Below are 25,809 nucleotides of genomic sequence, written 5' to 3' on the forward strand. Positions count from 1 at the left end.
TCGTAATAGGAGGTTGGATATGCAGTCAAAAACTGTTACTGTAACATTTAGAACTGAGCCAGAAGTAAAAGAACGTGCAGAAAATATATTTAATTCTATAGGATTAACGCTATCATCTGCAATAGAAATGTTTTTACATCAAACTGTAAACACAAACCGATATCCGTGTTCTTTGGATACTGGTGTTACTTCAAATATTGAAGATACCAGCAATACTTATCCGCCGGGATTTTTTTCTTTATTTGGTTGTAATCCGCAGGATGAACTTGTAGTTCCTGAAGAACTGCCTTTTTCGTTTGATTCTCCAAGGGAAACTTTATGATTTATTTTATAGATACCAATAAAAAAGAGCCTGTCTTTTTATCAAGGCAGGCTCTTTAAGAATTAATCTTCTATTACGGACGGACGATTACGTCTGCGAGGTGCGGGCGTTTTTCCAGGTCCTTTTTAAGACCTTCTTCTCTTGCCTTGTTTACGTAAGAAGGATCCTGGAAGCTGTATGTAAAGTTTGTGTGAACGTCGTATGTTCCCTTCATTAGGGCATATGCGTCTTCTGTCATTACAAGCTCTTCGTCTGTAGGAATAACAAAAATCTTTGTTTCGCTGTCGTCTGCGCTTATGCAGGTTTCGGCATTTCCTGTAAATGACCAGTCATTCTTCTGTGCATCAATCTTAATGCCGTACTTTTCGAGTCCGCTGCATGCCTTGAATCTTGTAATAGGTCCGCGCTCACCAACACCGGCTGTAAATACGATTGCATCTACATGGCCAAGTTCTGCCATAAAAGCTCCAATGTATTTTTTGATTCTGAGCGCTTCCATTTCTATACAAAGCTGGCACTGTTTGTCGCCTTCGGCAGCGGCAATTTCTATATCGCGACGGTCAGAAAATCTTCCTGTAATTCCAAGACATCCGCTCTTTTTGTTAAGGGCAGTGTCCATTTCGTCTGCAGTCATTCCGGTTTTGCGCATGATGTAGAAAGGAAGTGCCGGGTCAATGTCACCTGAGCGTGTTCCCATTACAAGGCCTTCAAGCGGTGTAATTCCCATTGTTGTGTCATAGCACTGACCGTTTTTTACAGCGCACATTGAAGAACCGTTTCCGATGTGGCAGATAATTAAATTTGTATCTTTTGGAGCTTTGTGTAAAAGAACAGAAGCGCGCTTTGCGGTGTAAAGGAAAGATGTTCCGTGGAAACCGTAGCGGCGTGCGTGGTACTTTGTATACCATTCGCGTGGAATTGCATACATAAATGTTTCTTCGGGCATTGTCTGGTGCCAGGCTGTGTCCATAACTGCGCAGTGAGGAACATCTGGCATTACTTTCTGTGCAGCTTCAATTCCCATAATGTTTGCCGGCATGTGGAGTGGTCCAAGGTCAATTACTGAACGGAATGTATCAAGAACTTCGGGAGTAATAAGAACTGATTTTGTGAATTTGTCTCCTCCGTGAAGAACGCGGTGTCCTACAGCCTTGATTACAGACATATCCGGAATAACGCCGATTTCCTTGTCGGTGATTGTCTTGAGTATAAGCTCAATTGCTTCCTTGTGTGTAGGGCAGGGACTTTTGATTTCTGTTTTGTTTCCCTTTGCCTTGTGTGTGATTCCTGAACCGTCGATTCCTATTCTTTCGACGACACCATTGGCCAGAACATCTTTGTTGTCCCAGTCGTAAACCTGATACTTAGCGGAAGAAGATCCGCAGTTCAAAGTAAGGATTACCATAGCCATAAAATGCCTCATAATAAATGTGTTTTTAACGTGTTCCCATTATATAAAAAAAAAGCCGTTTTTGGAAGTAGTGGCACTACCGTAAAAAATATTGTATTCTGTTACTATGTCCAGTGAATTTTTACCTGTAACCTTAAAGGAACTCAATGAGCGCGGAATTGCGCAGCCCGATTTTGTGTTTGTAAGCGGAGATGCCTATGTAGACCATGCATCTTTTGCGGCAGCCCTTTTGGGAAGACTTCTTGAAGCAAACGGATATTCCGTGGGAATTATTGCACAACCCGACTGGCATTCCCCGCAGCCGTTTACGGTTTTTGGACGGCCGCGTCTGGCATTTCTTGTAAGCGCAGGTGCCATGGACAGCATGGTTTCAAATTATACGGCAAACAACAAGCCGCGTTCAGAAGATGCCTATGCCCACGGAGGAGTTGCCGGCCACAGACCAGACCGAGCACTTGTTCAGTATACGGCAAGAATAAGGGAAGCGTACAAGGGGGGTCCCGTAATTATAGGCGGAATCGAAGCGTCTTTACGCAGATGCGCACACTACGATTACTGGTCAAACACGGTAAAGCGCTCGGTGCTTCTTGACTCAAAGGCCGATCTTCTCATTTACGGAATGGGCGAACACGCAATTTTGGAAATAGCACAGAAACTTGCCGAAGGAATTCCTGTAAGACAGATTCGTGATGTACGCGGAACCTGCTGGTATACCGGAAAAAAAGACGAGCTTCCGCCATATGTAGAACCGCTTGAAGAACAGACGCTTGCTGTAGAAAACTGCAGCGCGCGCGAAATTCCCGAAGCGACTTTCATTGCGGCAAATGCAGGAAAAGAAGAATTGAAGAGCATGCCAATAATTGCAGCCGGCGTTCCACAGAACACAGCAATTATGCTCCCGCCGTTTGCCGCAGTTTCAAAAAATACATCATCTTCAAAAGAACTGTTCGCGCTCTCATACATTGTGCAGGAACAAAACACCGACGCCATAAACGGCCGCACGCTCATAGAACCGAGTGAAAGCCGCTATGTCGTGCAGAACCCGGCGTCGCTTCCACTTACGACAAAGGAATTCGACGCGCTGTACGAACTTCCGTTTACAAGACGCTGGCACCCTATGTATGATGTTCCGGCAGAAAACAAAAAGACAGGAGTACCGGCTCTTGCAGAAGTAAAATTCAGTCTTACGAGCTGCCGCGGTTGTTTCGGAGCATGCAGTTTCTGCGCAATAACTTTTCACCAGGGACGCAGAATACAGTCCCGCAGCGGCGACAGTCTTGTACGTGAAGCGCGCACAATGACAGAAGATGCCGACTTTAAAGGATACATTCATGATGTAGGCGGACCCACTGCAAACTTCAGGCACGATGCATGCGACCTTCAGAAAAAAAACGGCGCCTGTAAAAACCGCGACTGTCTTGGAACAAACCCGTGCAAAAACGTAAAGGCAGACCACACCGAATACCTGGACATTCTGCGCCGCTTGAAGTCCCTTCCTAAAGTAAAAAAAGTTTTTATCAGAAGCGGAATCCGTTTTGACTATCTGCTTATGGACAAAAACCGTGAATTTTTTTATGAACTTTGCCGCGACCATGTTTCGGGCCAGTTAAAAGTCGCACCGGAACACACAGATGACGGAGTGCTTCGTCTTATGAGAAAAAGTACGCATTCTGTTTACGAAGAGTTTTCGCGTGAGTATGCAAAAATAAATTCAGAGTTGAATAAAAAGCAGTATCTTGTTCCTTATTATATTGCGGGTCACCCCGGAGCCGGACTTAACGAAGCAATTGAAGTTGCGCTTTATTTGAAAAAGACAGGCTTTGTTCCCGACCAGGTACAGGACTTTTATCCAACCCCCGGAAGTCTTGCAACGTGCATGTATTACACAGGCTTTAATCCTCATGAAACAACTCCTGACGGTCATCTTGAACGTGTATATGTCGCAAGGGGAGGTCATGAAAGGCGTCTGCAGAGGGCGCTTCTTCAGTTCAACCGCAGTGAAAATATTCCGCTTGTAAAAGAAGCATTAAGAACTGCCGGCCGCGAAGATTTGCTTTCTGTTTTTTACCCGCGTTCTTTCAGAAGATAAAAAAACCGCCGCTCCCGAAAACAAGAGTGGCGGTTTTTTCTGCTGAATCTGAAAATTACAGTGCAGAAAGTTTCTTTTCTACAAGTTCTTTTGCCATTGCAGGGTTTGCCTTTCCGTGTGACTCTTTCATGACCTGACCCACCAGCCAGCCCAGAACGTTTGTTTTTCCGCTCTTGAAGTCAGAAACGGCTTTTTCATTTGCAGAAATTACCTTGTCTACAATTGCTTCTATTGCATTGTTGTCGCTTACAACTTCCATGCCTTCTTCTTTGATAATCTGTGAAGGCATTTTTGCAGTTTCGAGCATCTTTGCAAAAACAATTTTTCCCTGTGCAGAAGAAATCTTCTTTGAGTCAATTGCGTTTACAAGTTCAGAAATATGGGCCGGCGTAATGTTTACGTCGCTTATTGTTTTCTTTTCTTCGTTGAGCTTTGCAAGAAGTTCCGTAAGAATAATGTTTGCAGTTCGCTTGGCATCTTTTGTTCCGGCTGCGGCTTCTTCAAACCACATTGCAAGATCGCGTGAAGAAGTAAGTGTTTCTACATCAAAGTCAGAAAGACCGTACTCTTTTTTGAGGCGCGTTCTCTTTGCTTCGGGAAGTTCACCTACACGTTTTGCGGCGCGCTCGATGATGCTTTCTTCTACGGTAAACGGCTTTATGTCGGGCTCTACAACAAAGCGGTAGTCAACAAAAGAATTCTTTGTACGCTGGATAACGGTTTTTCCGTGTTCTTCGTCCCAGCCCATTGTTACCTTAAAGCCAGGATTGAATTCCTGTCTGTCTTCCTGAAATTCCTTAAGCTGTCTCTGTGCTTCGTATGTGCATGCGTCGCGGATGGAACGGAATGAGTTAAGGTTTTTGATTTCAGAAATAGGTGTGTGCCAGAGCTTTCCGTCTTCCCAGACATTAAGGTTAATGTTGGCATCGCATCTCATGTTTCCTTCTTCGAGGTTACCGTTTGTAACTTTTACATAGCGCAGAATTTCCTGAACAGTTTCCATAAAAAGGGCTGCTTCTTCAGGACTTGTCATGTCAGGTTTTGTAACAATTTCTATAAGCGGTGTTCCTGAGCGGTTGTAGTCAATGTAAGAATGTTTTCCCGGAAGGTGAAGCGATTTACCTACGTCTTCTTCGAGGTGAATCCTTTCTACGCGAACACGGCGGTATTTTCCGTTGTCAACGATGCAGTCGTCTCCCTTAAAGTTTTTGCTGCGGCATTTTGCACCGCCTTCACGCTCGTCTTCGGGATACTTTGACATTGGAAGGTCAACGTAGCCGTCAGTACACAAAGGAAGGTCGTACTGTGTAATCTGGTATCCTTTGGCAAGGTCGGGGTAAAAATAGTGCTTGCGGTCAAACTTTGTAAAGCGCGAAATATTGCAGTTGAGTGCAAGACCTGCGACAGAACCAAGTTCAACATAGCCTTTGCTTACACGCGGCATTGCTCCCGGAAGTCCAAGACATACAGGACAGACTCGTGTGTTTGGCATTCCGCCGTAACGGTTTTCACATGCACAGAATGCCTTTGTTTTTGTAAGAAGCTGGGTGTGAATTTCGCAGCCGATTACAATTTCCCATTTATCTATAGCCATAATTATTCAACCTCCGAAACGGGTTTTCCAGAGCCGGGATGTTCGTCTTCCCAAACCTGTGCAATGCTCAGAATCTTTGCGTCGCTGAACATTGGTCCTGCAAACTGGATTCCAACAGGCATGCTTCCGTTCGCTTCTGAAGTCTTTCCTGCCGGAACAGAAATTGACGGTATTCTGGAAAGATTTACAAAAGTGGTAAAAAGGTCGCTCAGGTACATCGAAAGAGGATCGTCTACTTTTTGTCCCAGTTTGAATGCAGGTGTAGGGCAGGTAGGACAAAGGATAATATCGTAAGATTCAAAAAGGGCAGCAATTTCCCTCTGGATTCTTGCTCTTACAGACATTCCTTTTTTGTAAGTATCGCCCGAGAACTGCTCTGAAAGAACATAGTTTCCTATAATTATTCTGCGTTTTACTTCGGGACCAAAACCTTCTGAACGTGTATCTATGTAAAGTTCATCATAGCCTTTTTCGTTGTCAACGCGGTTTCCGTAGCGGATTCCGTCAAAGCGGCTTAAGTTGCTGGCGGCTTCTGAAAGTGCAATTACATAGTAAGAGGCAATTGATGCTTCAAGAATGGGAAGATCAACTGTTTCTATTTTTGCGCCCTTTGATTCAAACCATTTGCGTGTGTCTTCAAAAACTTTAGAAACATCAGCGTCCATTCCCTTTGTTTCAAGGAACTGCTTTGGAACGGCAATCTTAAGTTTTGCAAAGTCGGCGTACGGCTTTAAGTCTGCAAGTGAGTGTGCTTCGGGAAGATCTGCCGAAGTGTCGTCGTACATGTCTACGCCGCTCATTACAGAAAGTGGAAGAGCAATATCCTGCGGAGTGTGGCCAAGAATTCCCACCTGGTCAAGAGAAGAACCGTAAGCTACAACACCCCAGCGCGAAAGAACACCGTATGTAGGTTTAAGACCGTAAATTCCGCAGTAACTTGCAGGAAGTCTTACCGATCCTCCTGTTTCTGTTCCAAGACCAAATAGAGCCTGGTTTGCGGCAACTGCAGCTGTTGATCCGCCCGAAGATCCGCCCGAAACATAGTCGCGGTTAATTGGATTGCGTGTAGGTCCGTAAACTGAATATTCCGTAGAAGAACCCATTGCAAATTCATCCTGATTGCAGCGTCCCAGCGGAATAGCGCCTGCTTCTGTAAGCCTGTTTATTACAGTAGCACTGTAAGGTGCAACATATCCCTTAAGAATTTTGGAAGAGCAGGTGAGTGCTTTTCCGCGCACAGAAATATTGTCTTTGTTTGCAAAAGGAAGTCCCAGAAGCGGCTTTTTGCTGAACAGCTCGTTAAGGGCTTCGTCTCCTTTTGCTCTGGCCGCGCCAATCTCTTCATCTGCCTTTGCAGCAAGTGAAAGTGCGTCATCATATATTTCAAGAAATGCGTTAAGTGGAAGGGCCGATTTTTTGTCTGCTTCAAAAACATCCATTGATTTTTTAACAAGCGCGGCGCTGGTCGTAGTTCCTGCCTTGAGAGCAGCGATGGTTTCTTTTATTGTCTGCATAATCAGGCTCCCTCTCCAAGAACTTTCGGGACCTGGAAGTACCCGTCCAAAAAGTGCTCGCTGACTTTTTTAACGTCGTGCATTTCAAGACCCTGAACAATCTGGTCTTCACGCAGTTTTTCGGCAGTAGTGGTCGGGTATGCGTCGTAAGGATTTTCGCTGTCATCGTATTTTGAAAGAATGTCGAAGTATCCGACGATTTCGTCTACCTGTTTCTTAAGTGTCACCATGTCGGTGCTTTCAGGTGAAAGTCTGGAAAGATACAAAAGCTTTTCGAGTGTATCTTCGTTAACTGTACGTTTTGTGTCGTTCATAACCTTCAATATACTGTATTTTATGACTTTATGGAATAGTAAGTAAAAGCAACTTTAACTGCGGTTTATGCAGACAGAAGTCTAAAAATCAGTATCTTCTACAAGAAGGGATGATGACTGGTATTTGGGAAGAAATTTTTTTATTCCGCCGGTTTCAAAACTTACGGTTACAACGTATTCCCCTTCGCTGTCTTTTGAAGTTGCAATAATTTCACCGTGACCGTAATCATCGTGGTAAACAAGAGTTCCTTTTTTGTATTTTTTTGCTTCAGGCGGAACATCATCTGCTCCAAAACCAAGGGATGCAGGTTTTTCACCAAGCACCCTTACGAGCGACGGAGCAATTTCTGCAAGAAAAGGACTTGGACTCATGTATTTAATCTGTCCGTAAAGTCTGCGGGAGCGACACGATGTAAAATAAAGTTCATCCTTTGCACGCGTAATTCCAACGTAAAGCAGCCTGCGTTCTTCTTCGAGTTCGGCTTCTGTTTTGTCTTCGCGCGGGAAAATTCCGCCTTCCATGCCGGTAATAATTACCCTGGGGAACTCAAGTCCCTTTGTGTTGTGAAGCGTGATAAGCGTAACGCGGTCTTCATCGGAGTTTTCGTTCTGAAGGTCAAGCGTGCGGTCAAGATTAATGTGGTCAAGAAATTCAAGAAGCCCCTGGCGCGTGCATTTGTACGGAACAGCGCTGTTCATAAGTTCGTGAAGGTTTTCTTCTTTCTGCGTACCGGTTATTTCGTCTTGTTCACGGTGGTAGTCCAGAAGTCCCGACTTTATTACAGCTTCTTTTACAAACTCAGACAGATTTGCCTCAGATTCAGACGTGCCGGTATTTGCTTCAGCAGATTCTTCATCGGGAATCATTTCATTGAGCGAGTTGAACAAACTGCAGAATTTTTCCATGCCTTCAGCGGCTTTTTTTGAAAGTTTCATTTTTTGTGCAGCAAATACAAGTGAAGAACCTGTTCCTGCAGCAACGATTCTGTCCTGTGTAGTGGCGCCTATTCCGCGGGCAGGTTTGTTTACAATTCTTCTGAAAGAAATTTCATCGCGCGGGTTTGCCGTAAACGAAAGCCAGGCAAGTGCATCTTTTATTTCTTCCCTTTCGTAAAACTTAAGCGAACCTACAATCTGGTAGGGAATTTTCTGGTGAAGGAATTCAGATTCAAAACCGAGTGACTGCGCGTTTGTTCTGTAAAGAACGGCCCAGTTGCTGTACGGAACACCGGCGTCTGCTGCCTGCATAATGAGTTCCGCGCAAAACTGGGTTTCATCATCCTGCGTCGGCAGAAAAACCATGACGGGCTTTTTTCCTTTACCGCGAGCTGCAACCAGCGTTTTTCCCAGCCTGCCCGAATTATTTTTTACGACACTGTCTGCACAGGCAAGAATTTCTGCATGGGAGCGGTAGTTTGTTTCAAGGCGTATAAGTTTTGTTCCGGGAAAATGCTCCTGAAAGTTCAGAATGTTCTGTACTTCTGCTCCGCGGAATTTGTAAATGCTCTGGTCATCGTCACCTACAACGCAGACGTATGTTCCCGAACCTTCGTCCACGCCTGACAAAAGCTGCAGAAACTTAAATTGCGCGACGTTGGAGTCCTGGTATTCGTCTACCATAATCACTTTGTAGCGGCTGTGGGTTTCGCGTCTTATAAATTCATTGTCGCGCAGAATTTCGTACGGAAGCATTATTAAATCCCCAAAGTCCACATTTCCTGTGTCGCGCAGGCGTTTCTGGTAAGAAGCATAAATGTCAGCAAATTCGGGGTCGGCTTCAATCTGTTCAAGTTCTGGAGAGTCAGGTGAAAGACAGTAATCTTTTGCAAGTGAAATTTTATGTGCCAGGCGTGAAGCATCTTTTTTTGTAAGGGACGGAACAGCCTTGCACAAAAGTGTTATCATGTCATCGTCATCGTAAACTGTAAAATTTTTGTCAACGCCTGCAAGTCCGGCATGCTTTCTTAAAAAATATGCACCGAATGAATGGAATGTGCGGATTTGTGCAAAACGTGCGCGTTCTTCTATGTTTACTGCGCGTTCCTGCATTTCAGAAGCGGCTTTTTTTGTAAAAGTAACTGCAAGAATTCCGACCGGGTCAACCTGGCATTCCCTTATGAGCCAGGCAATTTTTGTAGTAATAACGCGTGTCTTTCCTGAACCTGCGCCTGCCAGAATCAAAAGAGGAGAGCCTGTGTGTTCAACTGCGGCCCTCTGTTCACTGTTCAGTACGCCAAGATAGTCATCTGCCAACATAGTCTCCGCTAATGTCAACATCGCTCGAGCTTTGTGCCTGTACTTTTACGACAGCACCCGGAACAACGGCATTTACGGCATTTTCATCGTCACTGTCAAAGCGCACAACAACGCTTCCGTCTACTTCAGGGGCATCAAACCATGCGCGTCCTATTGCAAAACAGTCGGTTTCGCCTTCTGCCGGTGACAGAACTTCTTCTATAAGAACATCGTATGTTTTTCCGCAGCGTGAAGCAAGAGATTCTCTTGTAATCTGAGCCTGAATTTTTTTGAGTTCTTCTGCGCGTGCCTTTGCTTTTTTTGAACTTACGCGGCCTTTCATGGAATAAGCCGGAGTGTCTTCTTCTCTGCTATAGTCAAAACAGCCCGACCAGTCGCTTCTTATTTTTGCAAGGAACTCTTTTGTGGCAAGGGCGTTTTCCTCTGTTTCACCGGGGAAACCTGTAAGAAAAGTTGTGCGTATGCAGCTTTCGGGAAGTTCGCGTCTTATAAGGGCAACAAGTGCTTCGTAAGATTCTGCTGAACCTTTTCTGTTCATTGCGTGTATTATCTGAGTGTCACCCGACTGGAACGGAATGTCAAAGTAGGGCAAAAAGCGTGAATCTTTTTTCATTACTTCAAGAATGTCTGGGTTAAAGTGGTCGGGGTGAATGTACAAAAGCCTTATCTTAAAATCGCCTTCGAGTGCGCTTATTTTAACCATAAGGTCATGCAGCGGTGAATAACCGTGTTTTTTTGTAAAGTCTGCATCTGAACTGATAGGTGCTGCAAGTCCTTTGTAAATTACATCGTGCCAGTTTGCACCTGTTGCAAAAACGTCGTCGGTTTTTCCGCAGCCGTACGCAGCCAAATCCTGGCCAATAAGATTTATTTCTTTTACACCGCCATCAGAAAGCGATTTGATTTCTTTTACAATGTCATCTGCATTTCTTGACCGCAGTTCTCCCCTGATTACGGGAATTGCGCAGAAAGTGCAGCGGTTGTCGCAGCCTTCGGTAATTTTTACAAAAGCACTGCCTTTGAACGAAAGAAGCGTGTTCCGTTCGCCGCAGCATACGCCTTTTTGCGGTGGTGTAAGAACCGGCCTTTCGTCTTCAAAAAGAGACTGAACAGTACCGTCTATGAGAGAAAGATCTCCGTTGCCGAATATTCCGTCTGCTTCGGGAAGTTCTGTCCTGAAAACATCTGCATAGCGTTCGGCAAGACAGCCTGCCAGAAGAATTTTTGCTTTTGGGTGACATTTTCTTGCGTCCATGAGGGAATCAAGGCTTTCTTTTTTTGCGCTTTCAATAAAACCGCAACTGTTTACAATAATAATGTCTGCTTCACTGCTGTCACTGACTCTTTTTAGTCCCATGTTTTCAAGTCTGGAAATAATGATTTCGCCGTCAACCTGATTTTTTGCACAACCGTGCTGGTCAAGAAAAAAAGTCTTAGTCAAGTTCTACCACCACAAGCCTGTATTTTCCGTCATTGTCGCGTACCCATTTAATGTCTTCTACCTTAATCTGACCGGCTCTTCCTACTTCGAGGTCATAGGTTGAAGTATCTGCGATAATCTGAATTTTCATTGCATTGATGTTGCTCATCCAAAGGCGGATTCCGTTGCTTGCAGTTACGTTTACAATTCCGCCGCTCTTGTAGTAGTCTTCCACGCTCTGCTGTCTGTCTACCCTGTAGCGGAACACACATGAGCCTCTGAACGAAACATTTACTGTAAACGGATACGCTCTTGTATCTTCCAAAATTACAGTCTGCTTTGAAGTTGTTTTTACTACAGCCTGAACAGGGATTTCTGAAACGTTTGTCTGTTCTGCTTCGGTATCGTCAATCACAACAAGTGACGGATCTTTAAGGAACATTCTTGTTTCGGCACCGTGGGCACCGTCTTTTGAACTTACGTCGCTCAGGTAGATTACGATGTCTCCCTGTCTGTCACCGTCAATGTCCAGTTCGCGTTCTTCGCTCAGTTCAATAATCTGAGACCCCGAAGGAGTCTGGAGTGTAAGGTTGCCCAGAGTGTTGCTTACTGTAAGAATGATGTTGCCTTTGCCGGTTTTTGGTGCAATAAGAATCTGGTCGCCTTTGTAAAGCCTGCGTGTTTCTGGCTTGCCGCTGAAAGTGTACTGGTGCGTGCGAGACTTTTCTACAATTTCATTTTCTTTTTCGATTTTTTTCTGCGGAACATTAAAGAGACCAAAGTAAAGGTAAAGGCCTGTTGCAATAAGAACGGCAGCTGCCGCAATCCAGATAATCAAAACAAGATGCTTTGGCGTACTTTTTTCAAGAAGTTCGGTTGGTACAGGCTGTTCCTGAGTTTTTTTTGCTTTGAACAGACTGATTATTTTGGCTGAATCTATTTCAAGAAAGTCGCAGTAATTTTTAAGAAATCCTACGATGTAAGTTTCGCTTGAAAAAACATCTGTATCTTCTTTTTCAAGTGCTTCTATATAATTGCGCGGAATACATGTCTTCTGGGAAACTTCTTCAAAATCGTATCCCTTTTCTTCTCTTTGTTTTCTTAAAATTTCACCATAGCTTTCCATTCTGAATTACTCCGCAAAAAGAAAATTGTTGTAAGTGTTTGCGGATGAAGGCGGGTCGTAAATGAAGCGCTGGTCCGTCATGTTTGTATTGAGATTGTAATTGTAAAAGTCAAAGGTATAGGTTTCGTTCTGCGCAGTGGTTGCTACAACGCGTCTTATAAGCTTTTCGTCGGGACTGATAGAAAGCCTGATTGTAGAAAACGCTTCCGAAGTTGAACGGCTGTAAAGCATGAGGTTAACGACCATTTCATCGCTTCCTTCGTCGAGTGGAACAGAGTCCTGTCCGCTTTCATAAGCAATCGTGTAGTATCTGCGCATAAGGTTTAGTCCCTGTACAGTCGCGGCCGTAGCTCCGTTTTTGTCTACGGACTGCTCAAGAATTGCCTGTGAGCCGGGAAGGTAAATTGTAAGCATATCGCCGTTGAACAGAAGAACCTGTTCGGCAGGGTCTGTAAAGTCAATGCGCAACATTTCCGGCCGCTTGAAACTTACTTTTCCCTGCATTTTCTGCTTGCCTATAGAAATATCTGCATCAACCTCGTAGTCGTGGATTGTGGCATAATAGTCGCTTATTGTCTTAAAAAAATCTCCTGCCGTAGTAATTTTCTGCGCGCCAAGAACTGCACAGAAAAACATTGCTACAAAGGAAAGAATGTATTTTTTCATTTTATAAAAGCTCCGGAAAGAGGATAGTCGTTTTTAAAGGAATATTTCCCAATTCAATATAATAGATAAATATACAAAAAGCGTCAATCAGTTTGACTTTGCCCCGTGTTTGCGAACCGACTTTACTGCTTCTGAAAAAGACGCTTTATTTCTTCAAGAACGGCAAGCGCATTTATTCCGGACTGGATTGTAGAAAGAAGAGGCGCCCTGTTGTCCAGAAAGTCCACTGCATTTTTTATCATGTTTGCAAAGAAAAGCGTCTTTTTGGGAAGTTTTACGCTTTTGTCTGCGGCAAGGGAATAGAATCCGCTGTAAAGGGTTGAATTTTCACGCCTGTAGAGTTTAAGGTAGCCGTTTCCTATGCAGATTCTGCCTTGTGTTCCGGTAATTGTAACTTCGAAGGAAAAAAATCTTGAACGGCCGCTCATCGAGATTGTAATATCTGGGCAAAGTCCGTTGGAATAGTGCGCAGAAAACTGCCTTATGTTCTGCTTTTCGTCCCTGAATATTCCGGTAAGAACAGGTTCGTTAAGAAGTTGGCTTAGTGTAAAAGAAGGCTTTTGTTCGGTAATGCTTTTTGCCATTGAAAGAAGGCCACCCTTTTTTTCTTCGTGGTAAGCCTTTTGTATTGTTCCCGAAATCTGTGAGTCTTTTTCAAGAAAATACAGAACTGCGTCAACAAGATGTGTTCCGTCGTGAAGCAGACTGTATGCCCCGGAATTTTCTTCTGCCGGATTGTATACGCATAAACTTGAACAGAGACAGGCGTTTATTGACTGGACCGGCCCTATTGAAGACAGATATTTTTTTGCCGTTTTGAAGTCTTCTGCAAAGCGCCGCTCGTGGTTTACAAGAACAGGTACTCCGAAACTTTCTGCCACAGCTTGAATGTATTTTGCTTCATCCATGTTGAGCGCAACTGGTTTTTCAAGAATTACCAGTTTTGGTTTTGATTTGATTGCTTCTACGGCTTCTTTCTGATGTGCGTTTTCGTTTACTGCAATGACGATTATGTCGGGGCGGTGCCTGGCATAAAGGTTTGCGCTGTCTGTGTAGACTGCGGCCTTTCTGTTTGCTTCATGCCAGGCTTTGAGTGCGCATTCGTCCGTATCGCACCCGGCGATAATCTTAATGCGGGGATTGTCATTTAATGCCGACGTGTGGCTTGCGGGCTGCTCTCTTTTTTTGTCCAGTCCAAGGCTGTAACCTATGCGCCCCAAGCCAACGATGGCCGCAGTATATGGTTTTTCCGCCGCCATCGCTTATGCCTAGTTGTTTTTTTCCATAAGTTCTGCGTACTTCTTTGCAAGTCTGCGTGACTTTACGGCAGCGAGTCCGTGGTAGCGTGCAGGATCTTCGAAGAAAGTAGCCGGGTTTTCTACGCCGAGTTTTTCGAGCTGGGCAGTAATCTTCTGGTAAGCGTCTGTATGTGTTTTGAGAACTTCGAAGAATGTTTTTCCTGTCTGTTCTGCTTCGAGTGTAATCTTTCTGATAACTTCGTGACCGTCGTTGACACCTGCTTCTCCAAGAAGAATGTATGCCGGTTCTGCAAGTACACCGCCTTTTACCTTTCCGCCGGCACTTGCAAGGTTCTTTGCCATGCTTTCGTGGTCTGCCTGAAGTCCCGAAACAACAGACTTCATTCTTGAAACTGCCATTGTAAATCCTGCAACATAATCTGCAATAAAGCGCTGGCTTGCACTGTTTGTAAGGTCACGCTGGTGTTCTGAAATCTGATCCATGTAGAAAGTAATTACACGCGGGCACATTGCCTTCCAGAGAGACTTTACGTGTTCGCTGTTCCACGGGTTGCGTTTTTGCGGCATTGTGGAAGAACCGACCTGTGTGGAAGCAAAGTATTCGAATACTTCACCAATCTCGCTTCGCTGAAGGTTGCGCAGATCGTCTGCAAGGTTTGCAATAATTCCGAAGGCAACATTCATCTCAAGAAGAAGGCGAAGAAGGTATTCTGGTTCTACAAGCTGGTTTGAATATTCACTTGGTTTGAGTCCAAGGAATTCAAGGTAAATGCGTTCGAGTTCTTCTGGGTCTTTTACAATCATGCTGGGGCCGTTGTATGAACCTACAGGTCCTGCAAGTTTTCCCTTAAGCTGGTCGCTGAGTTCTTCTATGCGAAGAATTGATTTTCCAAGACGGCTTACGAATTCTGCAATTGACCATCCGAAAGTAATGGGAACTGCGTGCTGTCCGTGAGTGCGTCCTACCTGCGGGGTTTCTGCTTCGCGGTCTGCAATAGCGCACAGTGCCTTTTCAAGAGCCTTGAGTTCGGGAAGTACAACTTTTTTTGTAACATCTCTCATGCGGCAGGAAAGGGCAGTGTCAAGAATATCTACGCTGGTTGCTCCAAGGTGAACAAGCGGTCCCAGGTCTGCAGGAACCATTGTTTTCATTACGTTTACAAGAGCGCGGATATTGTGCTTTGTTTTTTCTTCTTCCTTATATACAGCTTCTGGATCTACTGAAGCGGCAATAACGTCTAGCTTGTCAGAGATGTCCTGTGTAAGCTGTCCGCGGATCTTGAGGTGTGCCTTTACAAGAGCGGCTTCTGCCTTTGCGCAGCTTCTGATGCTGGCCTCTTCAGAAATATATTTTGTGAGACCGTCGAAAACCGCAGATTCTGACTTTGAGTATCTGTGGTCAATACAAGAAATGTTTTCAAAAATATTGCGTGTTTCCATATTTGGATTATGGAACAAAGATATAAAAAAATCAATATATGAAAAAAGTTTGTTATTTTTTGTCATAATTAAAAATTGCCTTCTATATATAAGTTAGGGCAACTAAAGAAATCAAAGTTGGGTACAGACTTTCAGGAGGAAAAATGGAAAAGATTGAAAACGAACAGGAAAAAATCGGCACTGAATATCTTGAACAGTGCACGGCAGAAGATGAACAGCAGAAAGATACAGAAGATACGGTTATGGCGGCGGCAAAACGTGCATTCGGAATTTCGTACCTTTACCCGTGGCAGCGGCTTGTAATAGAAAACATTCTGGACAGCGCACAAAATCCCGAAAGCGAAGACGAGTTTTCGTGCCATGGAAAACAGATTGTACTTTTGCCTACTGGAGCTGGAAAATCAATGTGTTTTCTTGTTCCGTCACTGCTGCTCAAAGGGCCTACCCTTGTTCTATACCCGCTTCTGGCCCTTATGTCTGACCAGAAAAGGCGCATGGACGATGCCGGAATAGAAAGTGTGGTGTTCCGGGGCGGTCAGAGTAAAGAAGAGCGTGAAGAAAATTTTGCGCGCATACAAAACGGGGCAAAAATAATTCTTGCAAATCCCGAAGTTCTGCTTTCCGAAGGACTTGCGGAACGTCTTGCCCTGTGTAAAATTGCGCATGTTGCCATAGATGAAGCACACTGTGTAAGCGAATGGGGCGACACGTTCAGGCCTGCCTATCTTGAACTGGGCCGGATAATCAGAACGCTTGAGCCCAAAGTGGTTACGGCTTTTACTGCAACCGCGTCTTCCGGAGTTCTTTCGCGTATATCAGACGTGCTTTTCGGCGGCCCGGTGCATATAATAAGAAGCGACAGTGACCGCCCCAATATACGCTATTATGTGGTGAATGCCTACTCAAAGAAAAGGGCTGCATTCAGGCTGGCTGTCATGGAAAGAAAGCCGCTTATAATCTTTTGCGGAACAAGGGGAAATGCAGAAGACATGGCGCGTGAACTTGCTGCATATCTTGGAAGTGACAAAGTAAAGTTTTACCATGCTGGACTTGAGCGTGAAGAAAAGGATGCCGTAGAAAAATGGTTTTACCCCAGGGATGATGCGGTTTTGTGCTGCACCTGCGCTTTTGGAATGGGCGTGGACAAAAAGGACATTCACTGCGTAATCCATCTTGAGCCGAGCCCCACTGCCGAAGCCTATCTGCAGGAAGCCGGGCGCGGGGGAAGGGACGGTTCTGTTGCAAAGGCAATACTTTTGTGGAGCCGTGCAGACAGCGAACGGTATGCTTCTTTTAAGGAAGGAAGCCGCGAGCGTGTTCTTGCAAAGTTCGCCGAAAGCACAACCTGCCGCCGCCAGATATTGCTTGACGCTCTTGGAGGTGAACAGGCTGCGTGTTCGGGGTGCGATGTCTGTGAAAGGGGAGAAGCCGCACCTTTTGCCTCAGATGCAGGGGCCGTATTGAAACTTGTGGGACGCCGCAAAAAGTCCTACGATGCAGATTCCCTTAGTGCGGCGGCTGTAAGCGAGCTTAACCGGCGTGATCTGAATATTTTCGGCGAGTACGTGTGGAATCATGCCGATGCCGAGCGTGTTATCTTGCAGCTTATGGGCGAAAAAAAACTCAAAACATGCGGCTGGCCCTGGCGGGGTAAAATTACTCTTTGCCGTGACGGTTTTTTGCAGAATAAACGCAGCCGCAGTACTGCTGGCGGTACAAGCTGAATTGTTCACTCAGTTCCAGACTGCGCTTGAAGCCGCCCTTTTTCTTGAAGTCAGACCAGAGCCATTTTGGGCCCGAAGGATTTTGCTGTTCAAGTGCGGCGCCGATTGTGTTTATTTTGTCTGCGTCTTTAAAGGGACTTATGGAAAGTGTCGTGCAGAACCAGTCAAAGCCGTTTTCTGCGGCATAGGCATAGGCTTTTTTAAGCCTGAATTCATAGCAGCGGCGGCAGCGTTCACCTTTTTCGCTTTCAGAAGCAAGTGAAGGCTCTTCTTTTATGCGTATTGCCTCGTAGAATTCCTGCGGGATGTATTCGGTTTTCTGCAGTTTTACGCCGCATTCCAGTGCAGGAGGAAATTCACCAAGAAAGCGTTCAAGTTCTGAAAGCCGCCTTTCGTATTCTTGCGGGGGATAAATATTGGGATTGTAGTAGTAAACGTATATGTCAAAAAATTTTGAAAGATACTCTATTGTGTAGGAAGAGCACGGACCGCAGCAGGCATGGAGCAGAAGAGAAGGCTTGTGTTCTGCCGGGTTGCGTTGTGTTTCCTGTAAAATTGTGTCCAGTTTTTTCTGGTATTCGTTGGAAGACATACTTGCCCCGGATTATACCTTCATTTTTCGTCATAGGCAACAGAGCTGTGGTAAAGCGGAATTGTAAAACGGTTTCTGGTCAGGCAATCTCACCAAATTAACAATAGAACCTGTTTTTTTATCTATAAAGTGAGTTTGCCATTCTGAACAAATATAAAACCACTGGGCAGAAATAAATTCCAGAAGGGTATTCAGTTCGTTATTAGAGAGATATGCAGCATTGTTGGCAGGAATACAACCACCGTTTTTTATTAACCATATTTTTGTACCGTTTTGGAGAAGGTTTTCCTTTTGAAACATGTACATGAATTGGTTCTGTGCCTTTATCAGACCAAAAATAAATCTTATAACTGCAAACTGAAAAAAGACCAGACAATTTTCTTAAGGGTTATTTTAAAAGAAAAATAATTTTTCCAATAAATGCCGCAACAGTGTTTTATAAGTTTACTTTTGAAATTATACATTTTGTAATGCTGCATTATTCCAAGATGATGTTTCATAAAATGGTCAAATGCAGACTATAAATGTTGGGGCAGAGAATTCTACCCCATTTGGTTATTCCGGATTATCTGGCTTATTTACCGCAGGATTGGTTACCCGACTTTTAAGATTCCGGCCAGTCTGCCGCCTTTACAAAAAAATGTCTTTACATTTTTAATGTACAAAACCTGACTTCGCTCTGCTTCACCGTAGCAAAACAGAATCTGAGCCTTAACTGCACCCATACCTCCATAATAAAATTTTTATAAGGGGCTGTCTCAAAAGTACGAGACAGCCTTCATTATTTTAATGACAAACAAATTCATCTGTGCTAAAATTTAAATATGAGCAGAGGCGTAAGTGATAAAATCACATTCAAACCATACAGCCAGGAAGAAAGATGGCTGTTACCACCGAGTCTGGACGAGTTGATTCCGCAGAATCATTTAGTAAGAACTGTCAGCAAAACAGTAGATGAACTTAACATCGAAAAAATATTCGCAAAATATACAAAAGGTGGCGGAGCAAGCCGTTACAATCCGGTCATGCTTTTAAAAGTAATGATTTACTGCTACATGACAGGAGTTTATTCTTCACGCCAGATTGCAAAACAGTGCCGCGAAAATATCAATGTAATGTGGCTTGCCGAAAACCAGACTCCGGACTTCAGAACAATCAACAAATTCCGGGGAGAAAAACTGAAGGATGCAATCGAAGAGATTTTCATCTCAACCGTAAAACTTCTCAATATAAAAGGATTCGTCAGTCTTGAAAAATATTTTGTTGACGGAACAAAGGTTGAAAGCGCTTCAAACAAATATACTTTCGTGTGGAAAAAAGCAGTTGAGAAAAACGAAAAGAAACTGGATGAAAAACTCCGTGTATTCCTGAAAGAAGTTGAAGAAATAACAGACGTGGAAAACAGAGAATACGGCAACAAAGATCTCGCTGAACTTGGTGAAGACATTACCGTTACAAGTGAAGAAATCAAAGCTGTTGCAGACAAAATTAATAAGAAACTTGATGAAATTGCAGATTCAATCAACGAGGAATCAAAAGGCGTAAAAAAAAACTGAAAAAAGCAAAACGGCTGATTGAAAAAGACTATCTTCCAAGAAAAGAAAAATACGAAAAAGCAAATGCGACATTCAATGGAAGAAACAGCTATTCAAAAACAGATGAAGACGCCACTTTTATGCGCATGAAAGAAGATGCAATGCTCAACGGACAGCTCAAGCCGGGTTATAACATTCAGGTCGGAACTGAAAATAATTTTGTAATCGGTTATGATGTATTTCCGAATCCAACAGATACAAGAACTCTGAAACCTCATCTTGAAAATGTAATGAACCGCCTGGACTGCAAATTTGAAACAATAATTGCCGATGCCGGTTATGGGAGTGAAGAAAACTATGATTATCTTGAAGAGAATGGAATTACTGGTGCTATAAAATATTCAACTTACGAAAAAGAAACAAAGCGAAGTTTTAAAAAGAAAACATTCAATTTTGAAAACTGGAATTATGATTCAAATCAAAAACTGTATACCTGTCCGGCCGGAAATCCTGTTCCCTACAAAAAAACGGTAACAAAGAAAAATCATTCCGGTTATCTTCAAACTTATGATGTTTACCAGTGCGACAATTGTGAAGGCTGTCCGTTCAGGGAACTTTGCACAAAGTCGGAGTATGGAAGAATGGTTCAAAGAAATGAACACTGGCTGGAACAAAAATCAAAAGTAAAAAATCTTCTCGCAACAGATGAATATAAGAAACTCATGAAAAAACGTTCGACAGAGTGTGAGACTGTCTTCGGACAGATAAAAGCCAACCAAAAATTCCGCAGATTTCATCTTCGAGGTTCTGAAAAAGTCGGAACAGAATGGGGATTATTGATGCTTGGTTATGATTTTAAGCAAATTACAAGACAGAGCTAAGAAACCAACGAACAGGGAAAAGTCGATTTCTGGAAAAAAAGATTTTGGAATGAAAAAAAGGCTGTCCTTATGAAGTGTTGGATAACTTCTAAGACAGCCCCAAAAATAGTTAAATAGTTAAATCGCTTATGTTGCTAAGCAACAACGCTTTTAAAAGGCCCGCACACAACAAACACAATAAAGGTAGCTCTTGTAGTTGGTGGTGAGGTAGCCGTCACTGAAATCGAGTCTCCACGCGGTGTAGTCGACGTTATTGTACTGCGACGACGACCAATAGTAGTCATCGCTAATCTGCATTCCATTACAATTAGAAAGCGCACTATTAACAGCGTCTTTATTTCTGTAAATTTGCCTTAATTCTGCAATACTTGGTAAATACCAGCCTTCTGCATATTCTTCTGTACAGTTTAAATCTTGCTGGCTGTAAGTATTTGCATAATTAAAGGCAGGATAATTTGTCGCAGCATCAGCTGCGCCTTGCTCATCTGCAATACAAATCATTTGCCAGTTGTCGCTTCCGTCTGTGTCGCCACTAAATACAGCTGTATCGGCTGCTCCTGCTCCATATATGTCCGATGTACAAATAATATTATAGAAAGTTATGTTATGACCTGTCGTGTCATTTAGAGCCCACTGTAAAGAATAACTATGTTTTACCCCAACACCCAACGCAGCTCCGTAATCATTAAAGCCTATTACGACTGCAATCGGACTTGCACTTCCGGAATAAGTTTCATCTTTTGAAAGGCGTGTTCCGTCATTATAAAGAATGTCTCCAACTTCAAACTCAGAATAATCTTTTACAATAAAGTTTTGTTTTGCAGAAGTACTTCCGCTTGAAACTGTAATTTCGTATTCACCTGCTACACTTGGAATTGTAAACTCAACTTGAACAACTTTTGGACTTAAAATTTTAATTGATTCTTTTGTATTTTCTACAATTAAAGAATTGCTACAAGTAAATTCAAGATTCTTAACATTTAAAGCATCAAAATTGCTTCCTTTTACTAAAGCTTTTACTTTTAAACCGTTTTTACTAATTCCAGCTTTTGGAATTGAAATAGAATTTACAGTTGCTTGTGTGTCTACTCCTGTTACCCATCCTGAATAATCGATTTTAATTAAATCAAAGTTTCCGTCGTAGTAATCAGAAATAAAACTTGCATTATTGTTTGCACCGATTAAGTTTAATTCTTCAGTGTAAGCTGTTCCCCAATAATTACCTGTAAAATCTACAACTTGCTGATTACTATAACGAGAAGAACTTGCGTCAAGAATTATTCCTCCACAATCTGTAAATTTGTTAAAAGAGAATTTTCCACTGAATGAGCCTACTTTTATTGGAGTTTTTAATGCAATAATTTCGTTAGTTAAAATTTGAGTAGAACTTGAAATATTAAATGAAGTATTTTCTTGGAAAGTATTTCCACTAATCATAGCTACTTCTGAACTTAAATTAACAATTCCTGAAACAATATTATTTTTTACAGTTGAATATGAGCCAACGCTAAGTCCTTCAACTGTAGAAGAATCAAGATATGCATAGTTTTCAATATTTACATGCGTTTTTATTATTGATGATTTTATAACAGATTTACCTCCACTATAAAAATTACTTCCGTCATCAATATTCATATTTGAAACAAACGCAGAACCGCTTTCTGCTTTGTTAAATGGATAAATTGCTCCTTTTACATCGCAGTATTCAAAAATATTTCCGCTTATGTAATTTTGATTTGAATCAACATTTAAACTTGAAGATTTATCTGTTACTTGTAAACCGTTCCAATAATATTGCGTTGTATCATAAACCCAAGCATTTCCATCCCAATACCTATCATTATTTTCTATAAGTTCAGCGTCATCAGTTTTTGTAAAGACAATGTGTTCTTTTTCTGTTCCTCGAGCATTAATTTCACCGTTTATGCGTAAGTAATAATTTCCTGCAAAACGAATTTCAACACCTGGATCAATTGTTAAAACATTGCCTTCTTCAACTAAAATATTGTTTTCAACTCGATACGGGCTGTTTACTTTTGTAAGATGTAAATCTTCGCCGGTTAAAACACCTTTTAAAGTTTTTACTTGATCTGAAAGTGTAATTGAATCGCTTTTTTCTTGACTTTCATTACCGCTTAAATCTTTTAAAGTAATTATAATCTTATATTCGTCATTTCCACCGTAAATTGATTTTGGAAGAGAACTTATATCGTAAGTAAAATTTGCTTTAAAAGGTTCAAAACTTTTTTCTGTTGGATACAAAACTTCTTTTCCGTCGTCAGTTGTTCTATAAAGTTGAACAGCCATTTGACTTATTCCACTTCCTTCTTCTATTGATGTTATTAAAACAGAAAATTGTGGATTGTCAGTAAAATTTGCTCCTTCATTTAAAACAACACTTTCAATTACAGGAGAAGTTGTATCTTGCAAAATAACGCTTCCGCTTTCTGCAATAGTTCTTTCTTCTAATTTTGTAAGATTTTCTACAGTTAAATCTGAAGAATTCCATCCTGATTTACTAAATGTTACTGTGTGATTTACAGAAGCTAAAACATTATTTACAGTAAAAAATCCCGTTGAATCTGTTCTTGAAACAATATCGTCTTTTCCTTCGGTTTGAACAGTTACAATAATATTTGCATTGTCGTTCATTCCATTTAATAAAGCAAAACCTTTTAATGTTCACTGTCCGGAATTAATTCTAAACTTCCGCAATCTACAAAATCACAAGACACAACTTTAATTTCTTGAGTTACATCTGGAATATTATTTGATTTATAACGGAAAGTTACATAACCTAAAGGAATGTGATCAATTTGCCAAGAACCATCGTCATCTGTTGTTGTAGAAAATTTTTCAAAACCGTCGCCGTCAATTGTAATAGAAACAACATCTTTATAAGATTTTCCTTCTTCCCAGCCTGAAATGGAAAGTTTCCCTTTAACTGTTGCAGCAATTCCTTTCATTTCTACAGTCGGAACTCCATAAGTTGAATCTGTTAAAACTGTAAGAGTTTGGGCTTGCATTGTAACTTTAAAATCTTCTTTAGTAAAACTAACGCCACCGGGATAATTTCCACTTGGAACGCTAAATTCATATCTTCCATCAATATCTGTTGTAGTTGTGTAATCTGTTCCAACTAATTCAACTTTAATGCCTGAATGATTTGTGCAGCCTTCAAGATTTACAATTCCTGCAATTTTTCCGGTTGCTTTTTTTAATTCAATTTTTTCAATTTCTATAGAAGAATTATCTGTTAAAGAAACAGAAGAACTTGTTTTAGAAACATAACCTTCAAAAGAATAAGACAAAATGTATTCACCCGGTGTCATTCCAGCTATTGCGTAAGTTCCGCTTGAATTAGAAAGGGCTGAATAAATTTCTGTAGTTTCCGTTATTTTTGTTGCAGTTATGCGAACTCCTGTAAAATCAGTTTTATTTTCTAAAATTACAGTTCCAAAAAGACTTCTCATACTTACCTTTAACATTTGATCGGAAGGAATAGAAACTTCTCCGCTAGAAACAGTAAAAGGATCGCTAAGACTTGTATTATAACCAGAAATTGTTGCTTGAATGCGATAAGTTCCAGGTTTTATTCCAGATAAAGCATAATGCCCGTTTGAATCTGTAACTGTTGAATAAGTTGTATCAGTATTTTGATTAGAAAGTAAAATTGAAATTCCTTCAAAGCTGTCTTTTCCTTCTAAAGTTACGTTTCCGCTAACAATTCCTGCATTTGATTTTAAAACGACACTTTCTGCAACAGCAATTAAAGAAGATCCAACTTCAACTGTAACACCGGAATTTGTTAAAAACTCATTTCTTGAAATCGTAAGAATGTAAGTTCCCTGATTAAGTGAACTAAAATTGTAAACACCTTCAACATTTGTAACAGTGGTTTGTGTATCATTTGGATCATTTGCATTTGTAATTAAAATAGAAGTTCCTTCAAATCCACTATCTTGTCCTTCTAAAACAACACTTCCTGTAACAGAATAAGTTGTTTTTTCCATTGTGCCAATTAAACCTAAATCTAAAGTTTCTCCCATTAAAACTACAATTTCAGAAGTTTTTATTTTTGAATAACCTACATAAGTTGCACTAATTGTCCAAGTTCCAGGCATTACATTTTCAAAAGCAAAGTTACCTTCTTCATTTGTAAGAGCAAAAAGCATTTTTCCATTTGTATTTTCTGCTAAAACAGAAATACCGGTAAAATCACTTTTTCCATCGATTAAAACTTTTCCGTTTAAAGAACCGCCTATTACATAAAGACTTAAAAGAGGAACATTTGTAACCTTTGCACCAATAATTTGAATATCGCAAACAGTTTGACTTTCATAACCGTCTTTTATAAATTCAATTGTATATTTTCCAGGATAAACGTCCGTAACACCCCAAGATCCGTTTTTGTCTGTTATTGCAGAATAATTGTAAGAATTTGTACGGTCCGTTAAAACAACTTGAATTCCGCTAAAATCATCAATTTCATCGTTTAATAATACAGTTCCTTTTACAATTCCTTGACCAAAATATAAAGACAAAGCATCTGTAATTTCTGCAACAGGTGGATTTTCTTTATCTTCTTCTGACGCTTTAAGAAGAACATTTTCTTTTTGAGCAAAATTATAACCGGACAAAGTAGCCCTGATTGTATGTAATCCTTGTGGAACACCTAAAATTTCAAAATTACCGTTTTCATCAGTTAAAGCTACATAAGAAGTTCCAGGAATAAAAACAGAAATTCCTGAATTATCGCTTTCTTGTTCTCCTTTTACATTATACCTAAAAGCTTTTCCTTTTATTGAGCCGGTTGCATCAAGTTCAACTTCGCTTAAATCAACGCCGGCTCCTTCTTCAGGTTTTACATTTGAAATTTCAACCGCAACAATTGGATTTCCATTTTTATCAAATAAAGTTGCATTATAATCTATAGCTCGGCTATTTTTACTTTCTTGAAACACAGAAGGTTTATTATTTGTAAAATAAAAAGAATAAGATTTTGAAGTGTCTAATCCGTCAAAATAAAATTCTTCACCAACTTTTCCTTGTTTTACAACACCGGGTAAATCGTCGCTATAAATATAAATTTTTGAATCTTTTATAGCATTTTGAACATCTGGACTTAAAGATGGAGAAAGTCCAATTTTACCTGTAACAACACCCAATTGACTTTGAGTTTTACCTGCATTTAAATTAAAAACGGCAGTTGCAACAGCACTTTTAGTTTTTAAATCTTTTGAATAAGTTACAGCTTTAATAGTTTTTGAACCAATAATTGAAAAAGATTCAGTGTACATAGAAGAAGACGAAGAAGGTTCACTTCCGTCTGTCGTATAAAAAATTACAGAATTCGCTGTTTCGCTTGTTAAAGAAATTGTCTTTTTTCCTTCAGAATAATCTCCGCCACTTGGAGAAATTGACGGAATACTTAACACAGTTTCTTGATTGTTAAAATCTTTTGATGAATCATCTTTATCAGAAAAACTACAAGAAAAGTTTATTCCCAAAAAAAGAAAAACACATAACAAAAAATAAATTGGCTTTTTCATAAAAATACCCCCACAATATAATTTTTTGATTTAAAACAAAAAAAGGCACATTTCTTATGCATTATATAAAGAATATGCCTTAATTTTCCTATTTGAATTCACTACTGTCCAAGA

The 25,809-nt window shown here is 41.3% G+C and carries 20 protein-coding genes; 5 read left to right on the forward strand and 15 right to left on the reverse strand.

All coding sequences use genetic code 11. From position 1 onward, the window contains the following. Window positions 1-19 precede the first annotated feature (19 nt). Complete coding sequence (locus IWA51_RS02870) at window positions 20-322, forward strand: type II toxin-antitoxin system RelB/DinJ family antitoxin (protein WP_198443100.1); 303 nt, start codon at window positions 20-22, stop codon at window positions 320-322. Between the two features lie 73 nt (window positions 323-395). Here IWA51_RS02870 and IWA51_RS02875 read toward each other — a convergent pair whose 3' ends face one another. Further along, window positions 396-1,727 carry an acetate kinase gene (locus IWA51_RS02875; RefSeq protein ID WP_198443654.1) on the reverse strand — a complete coding sequence of 444 codons (1,332 nt, stop codon included), beginning with the start codon at window positions 1,725-1,727 and terminating at the stop codon, window positions 396-398. Between the two features lie 112 nt (window positions 1,728-1,839). On the opposite strand from IWA51_RS02875, the gene IWA51_RS02880 reads away from it, so the two are divergent. Further along, window positions 1,840-3,822, forward strand: a complete 1,983-nt coding sequence (locus IWA51_RS02880; RefSeq protein ID WP_198443102.1) for a YgiQ family radical SAM protein — start codon at window positions 1,840-1,842, stop codon at window positions 3,820-3,822. 55 nt (window positions 3,823-3,877) lie between these two features. On the opposite strand, the gene gatB is transcribed toward IWA51_RS02880, so the two are convergent. From gatB to IWA51_RS02925, 9 genes are all read right to left on the reverse strand, one after another. After that, the gene (gatB, locus tag IWA51_RS02885; RefSeq protein WP_198443105.1) at window positions 3,878-5,416 is read right to left on the reverse strand and encodes an Asp-tRNA(Asn)/Glu-tRNA(Gln) amidotransferase subunit GatB; all 1,539 of its coding nucleotides are present in this window, start codon (window positions 5,414-5,416) and stop codon (window positions 3,878-3,880) included. 2 nt (window positions 5,417-5,418) lie between these two features. Beyond that, window positions 5,419-6,930, reverse strand: a complete 1,512-nt coding sequence (gatA, locus tag IWA51_RS02890) for an Asp-tRNA(Asn)/Glu-tRNA(Gln) amidotransferase subunit GatA (RefSeq protein WP_198443106.1) — start codon at window positions 6,928-6,930, stop codon at window positions 5,419-5,421. 2 nt (window positions 6,931-6,932) lie between these two features. Continuing rightward, entirely contained in the window at window positions 6,933-7,244 is a 312-nt protein-coding gene (gene gatC / locus IWA51_RS02895; RefSeq protein WP_177528553.1) for an Asp-tRNA(Asn)/Glu-tRNA(Gln) amidotransferase subunit GatC, read from the reverse strand. Between the two features lie 81 nt (window positions 7,245-7,325). Beyond that, complete coding sequence (locus tag IWA51_RS02900) at window positions 7,326-9,500, reverse strand: ATP-dependent helicase (protein ID WP_198443108.1); 2,175 nt, start codon at window positions 9,498-9,500, stop codon at window positions 7,326-7,328. Continuing rightward, on the reverse strand, window positions 9,487-10,941 hold the full coding sequence (rimO, locus tag IWA51_RS02905) for a 30S ribosomal protein S12 methylthiotransferase RimO (protein WP_177528551.1): 1,455 nt from the start codon (window positions 10,939-10,941) through the stop codon (window positions 9,487-9,489). The genes IWA51_RS02900 and rimO overlap by 14 nt, the downstream gene beginning before the upstream one ends. Next, window positions 10,934-12,046 carry a helix-turn-helix domain-containing protein gene (locus IWA51_RS02910; protein ID WP_198443110.1) on the reverse strand — a complete coding sequence of 371 codons (1,113 nt, stop codon included), beginning with the start codon at window positions 12,044-12,046 and terminating at the stop codon, window positions 10,934-10,936. Before IWA51_RS02910 ends, rimO begins: the two co-directional genes overlap by 8 nt. Before the next feature lie 6 nt (window positions 12,047-12,052). After that, window positions 12,053-12,712, reverse strand: coding sequence for a LolA family protein (locus IWA51_RS02915; protein ID WP_177528549.1), 660 nt, complete (start codon window positions 12,710-12,712; stop codon window positions 12,053-12,055). A gap of 122 nt (window positions 12,713-12,834) precedes the next feature. Next, window positions 12,835-13,971: a Gfo/Idh/MocA family protein gene (locus IWA51_RS02920; RefSeq protein ID WP_198443111.1), complete on the reverse strand. Its 1,137-nt coding sequence runs from the start codon at window positions 13,969-13,971 to the stop codon at window positions 12,835-12,837. Between the two features lie 9 nt (window positions 13,972-13,980). Beyond that, window positions 13,981-15,411: a lyase family protein gene (locus tag IWA51_RS02925; protein WP_177528547.1), complete on the reverse strand. Its 1,431-nt coding sequence runs from the start codon at window positions 15,409-15,411 to the stop codon at window positions 13,981-13,983. A gap of 143 nt (window positions 15,412-15,554) precedes the next feature. Between IWA51_RS02925 and IWA51_RS02930 the strand changes: the two genes are divergently transcribed. Then, the gene (locus tag IWA51_RS02930) at window positions 15,555-17,135 is read left to right on the forward strand and encodes a RecQ family ATP-dependent DNA helicase (RefSeq protein WP_198443112.1); all 1,581 of its coding nucleotides are present in this window, start codon (window positions 15,555-15,557) and stop codon (window positions 17,133-17,135) included. Here the strand turns inward: IWA51_RS02930 and IWA51_RS02935 are convergent. The 3 genes from IWA51_RS02935 to IWA51_RS12775 form a co-directional block, all read right to left on the reverse strand. Further along, window positions 17,068-17,727: an epoxyqueuosine reductase QueH gene (locus IWA51_RS02935; protein WP_198443113.1), complete on the reverse strand. Its 660-nt coding sequence runs from the start codon at window positions 17,725-17,727 to the stop codon at window positions 17,068-17,070. The genes IWA51_RS02930 and IWA51_RS02935 overlap by 68 nt on opposite strands. A gap of 202 nt (window positions 17,728-17,929) precedes the next feature. Then, the gene (locus tag IWA51_RS12890; RefSeq protein WP_198443114.1) at window positions 17,930-18,103 is read right to left on the reverse strand and encodes a DUF4160 domain-containing protein; all 174 of its coding nucleotides are present in this window, start codon (window positions 18,101-18,103) and stop codon (window positions 17,930-17,932) included. Window positions 18,104-18,320: 217 nt separating this feature from the next. Continuing rightward, on the reverse strand, window positions 18,321-18,452 hold the full coding sequence (locus tag IWA51_RS12775) for a hypothetical protein (RefSeq protein ID WP_268969398.1): 132 nt from the start codon (window positions 18,450-18,452) through the stop codon (window positions 18,321-18,323). 99 nt (window positions 18,453-18,551) lie between these two features. Between IWA51_RS12775 and IWA51_RS02945 the strand changes: the two genes are divergently transcribed. Together IWA51_RS02945 and IWA51_RS02950 are read left to right on the forward strand one after the other, a co-directional pair. Further along, entirely contained in the window at window positions 18,552-19,283 is a 732-nt protein-coding gene (locus tag IWA51_RS02945; RefSeq protein WP_198443115.1) for a transposase, read from the forward strand. 17 nt (window positions 19,284-19,300) lie between these two features. Next, window positions 19,301-20,143: a transposase gene (locus IWA51_RS02950; protein ID WP_268969656.1), complete on the forward strand. Its 843-nt coding sequence runs from the start codon at window positions 19,301-19,303 to the stop codon at window positions 20,141-20,143. A gap of 150 nt (window positions 20,144-20,293) precedes the next feature. On the opposite strand, the gene IWA51_RS02955 is transcribed toward IWA51_RS02950, so the two are convergent. Both IWA51_RS02955 and IWA51_RS02960 read right to left on the reverse strand, forming a co-directional pair. Beyond that, entirely contained in the window at window positions 20,294-22,795 is a 2,502-nt protein-coding gene (locus tag IWA51_RS02955) for an Lcl C-terminal domain-containing protein (protein ID WP_198443118.1), read from the reverse strand. Between the two features lie 23 nt (window positions 22,796-22,818). Next, entirely contained in the window at window positions 22,819-25,695 is a 2,877-nt protein-coding gene (locus IWA51_RS02960; RefSeq protein ID WP_198443120.1) for a carboxypeptidase regulatory-like domain-containing protein, read from the reverse strand. Between the last annotated feature and the right edge of the window lie 114 nt (window positions 25,696-25,809).

The sequence above is a fragment of the Treponema peruense genome (assembly GCF_016117655.1).
GTDB classification, from domain to species: domain Bacteria; phylum Spirochaetota; class Spirochaetia; order Treponematales; family Treponemataceae; genus Treponema_D; species Treponema_D peruense.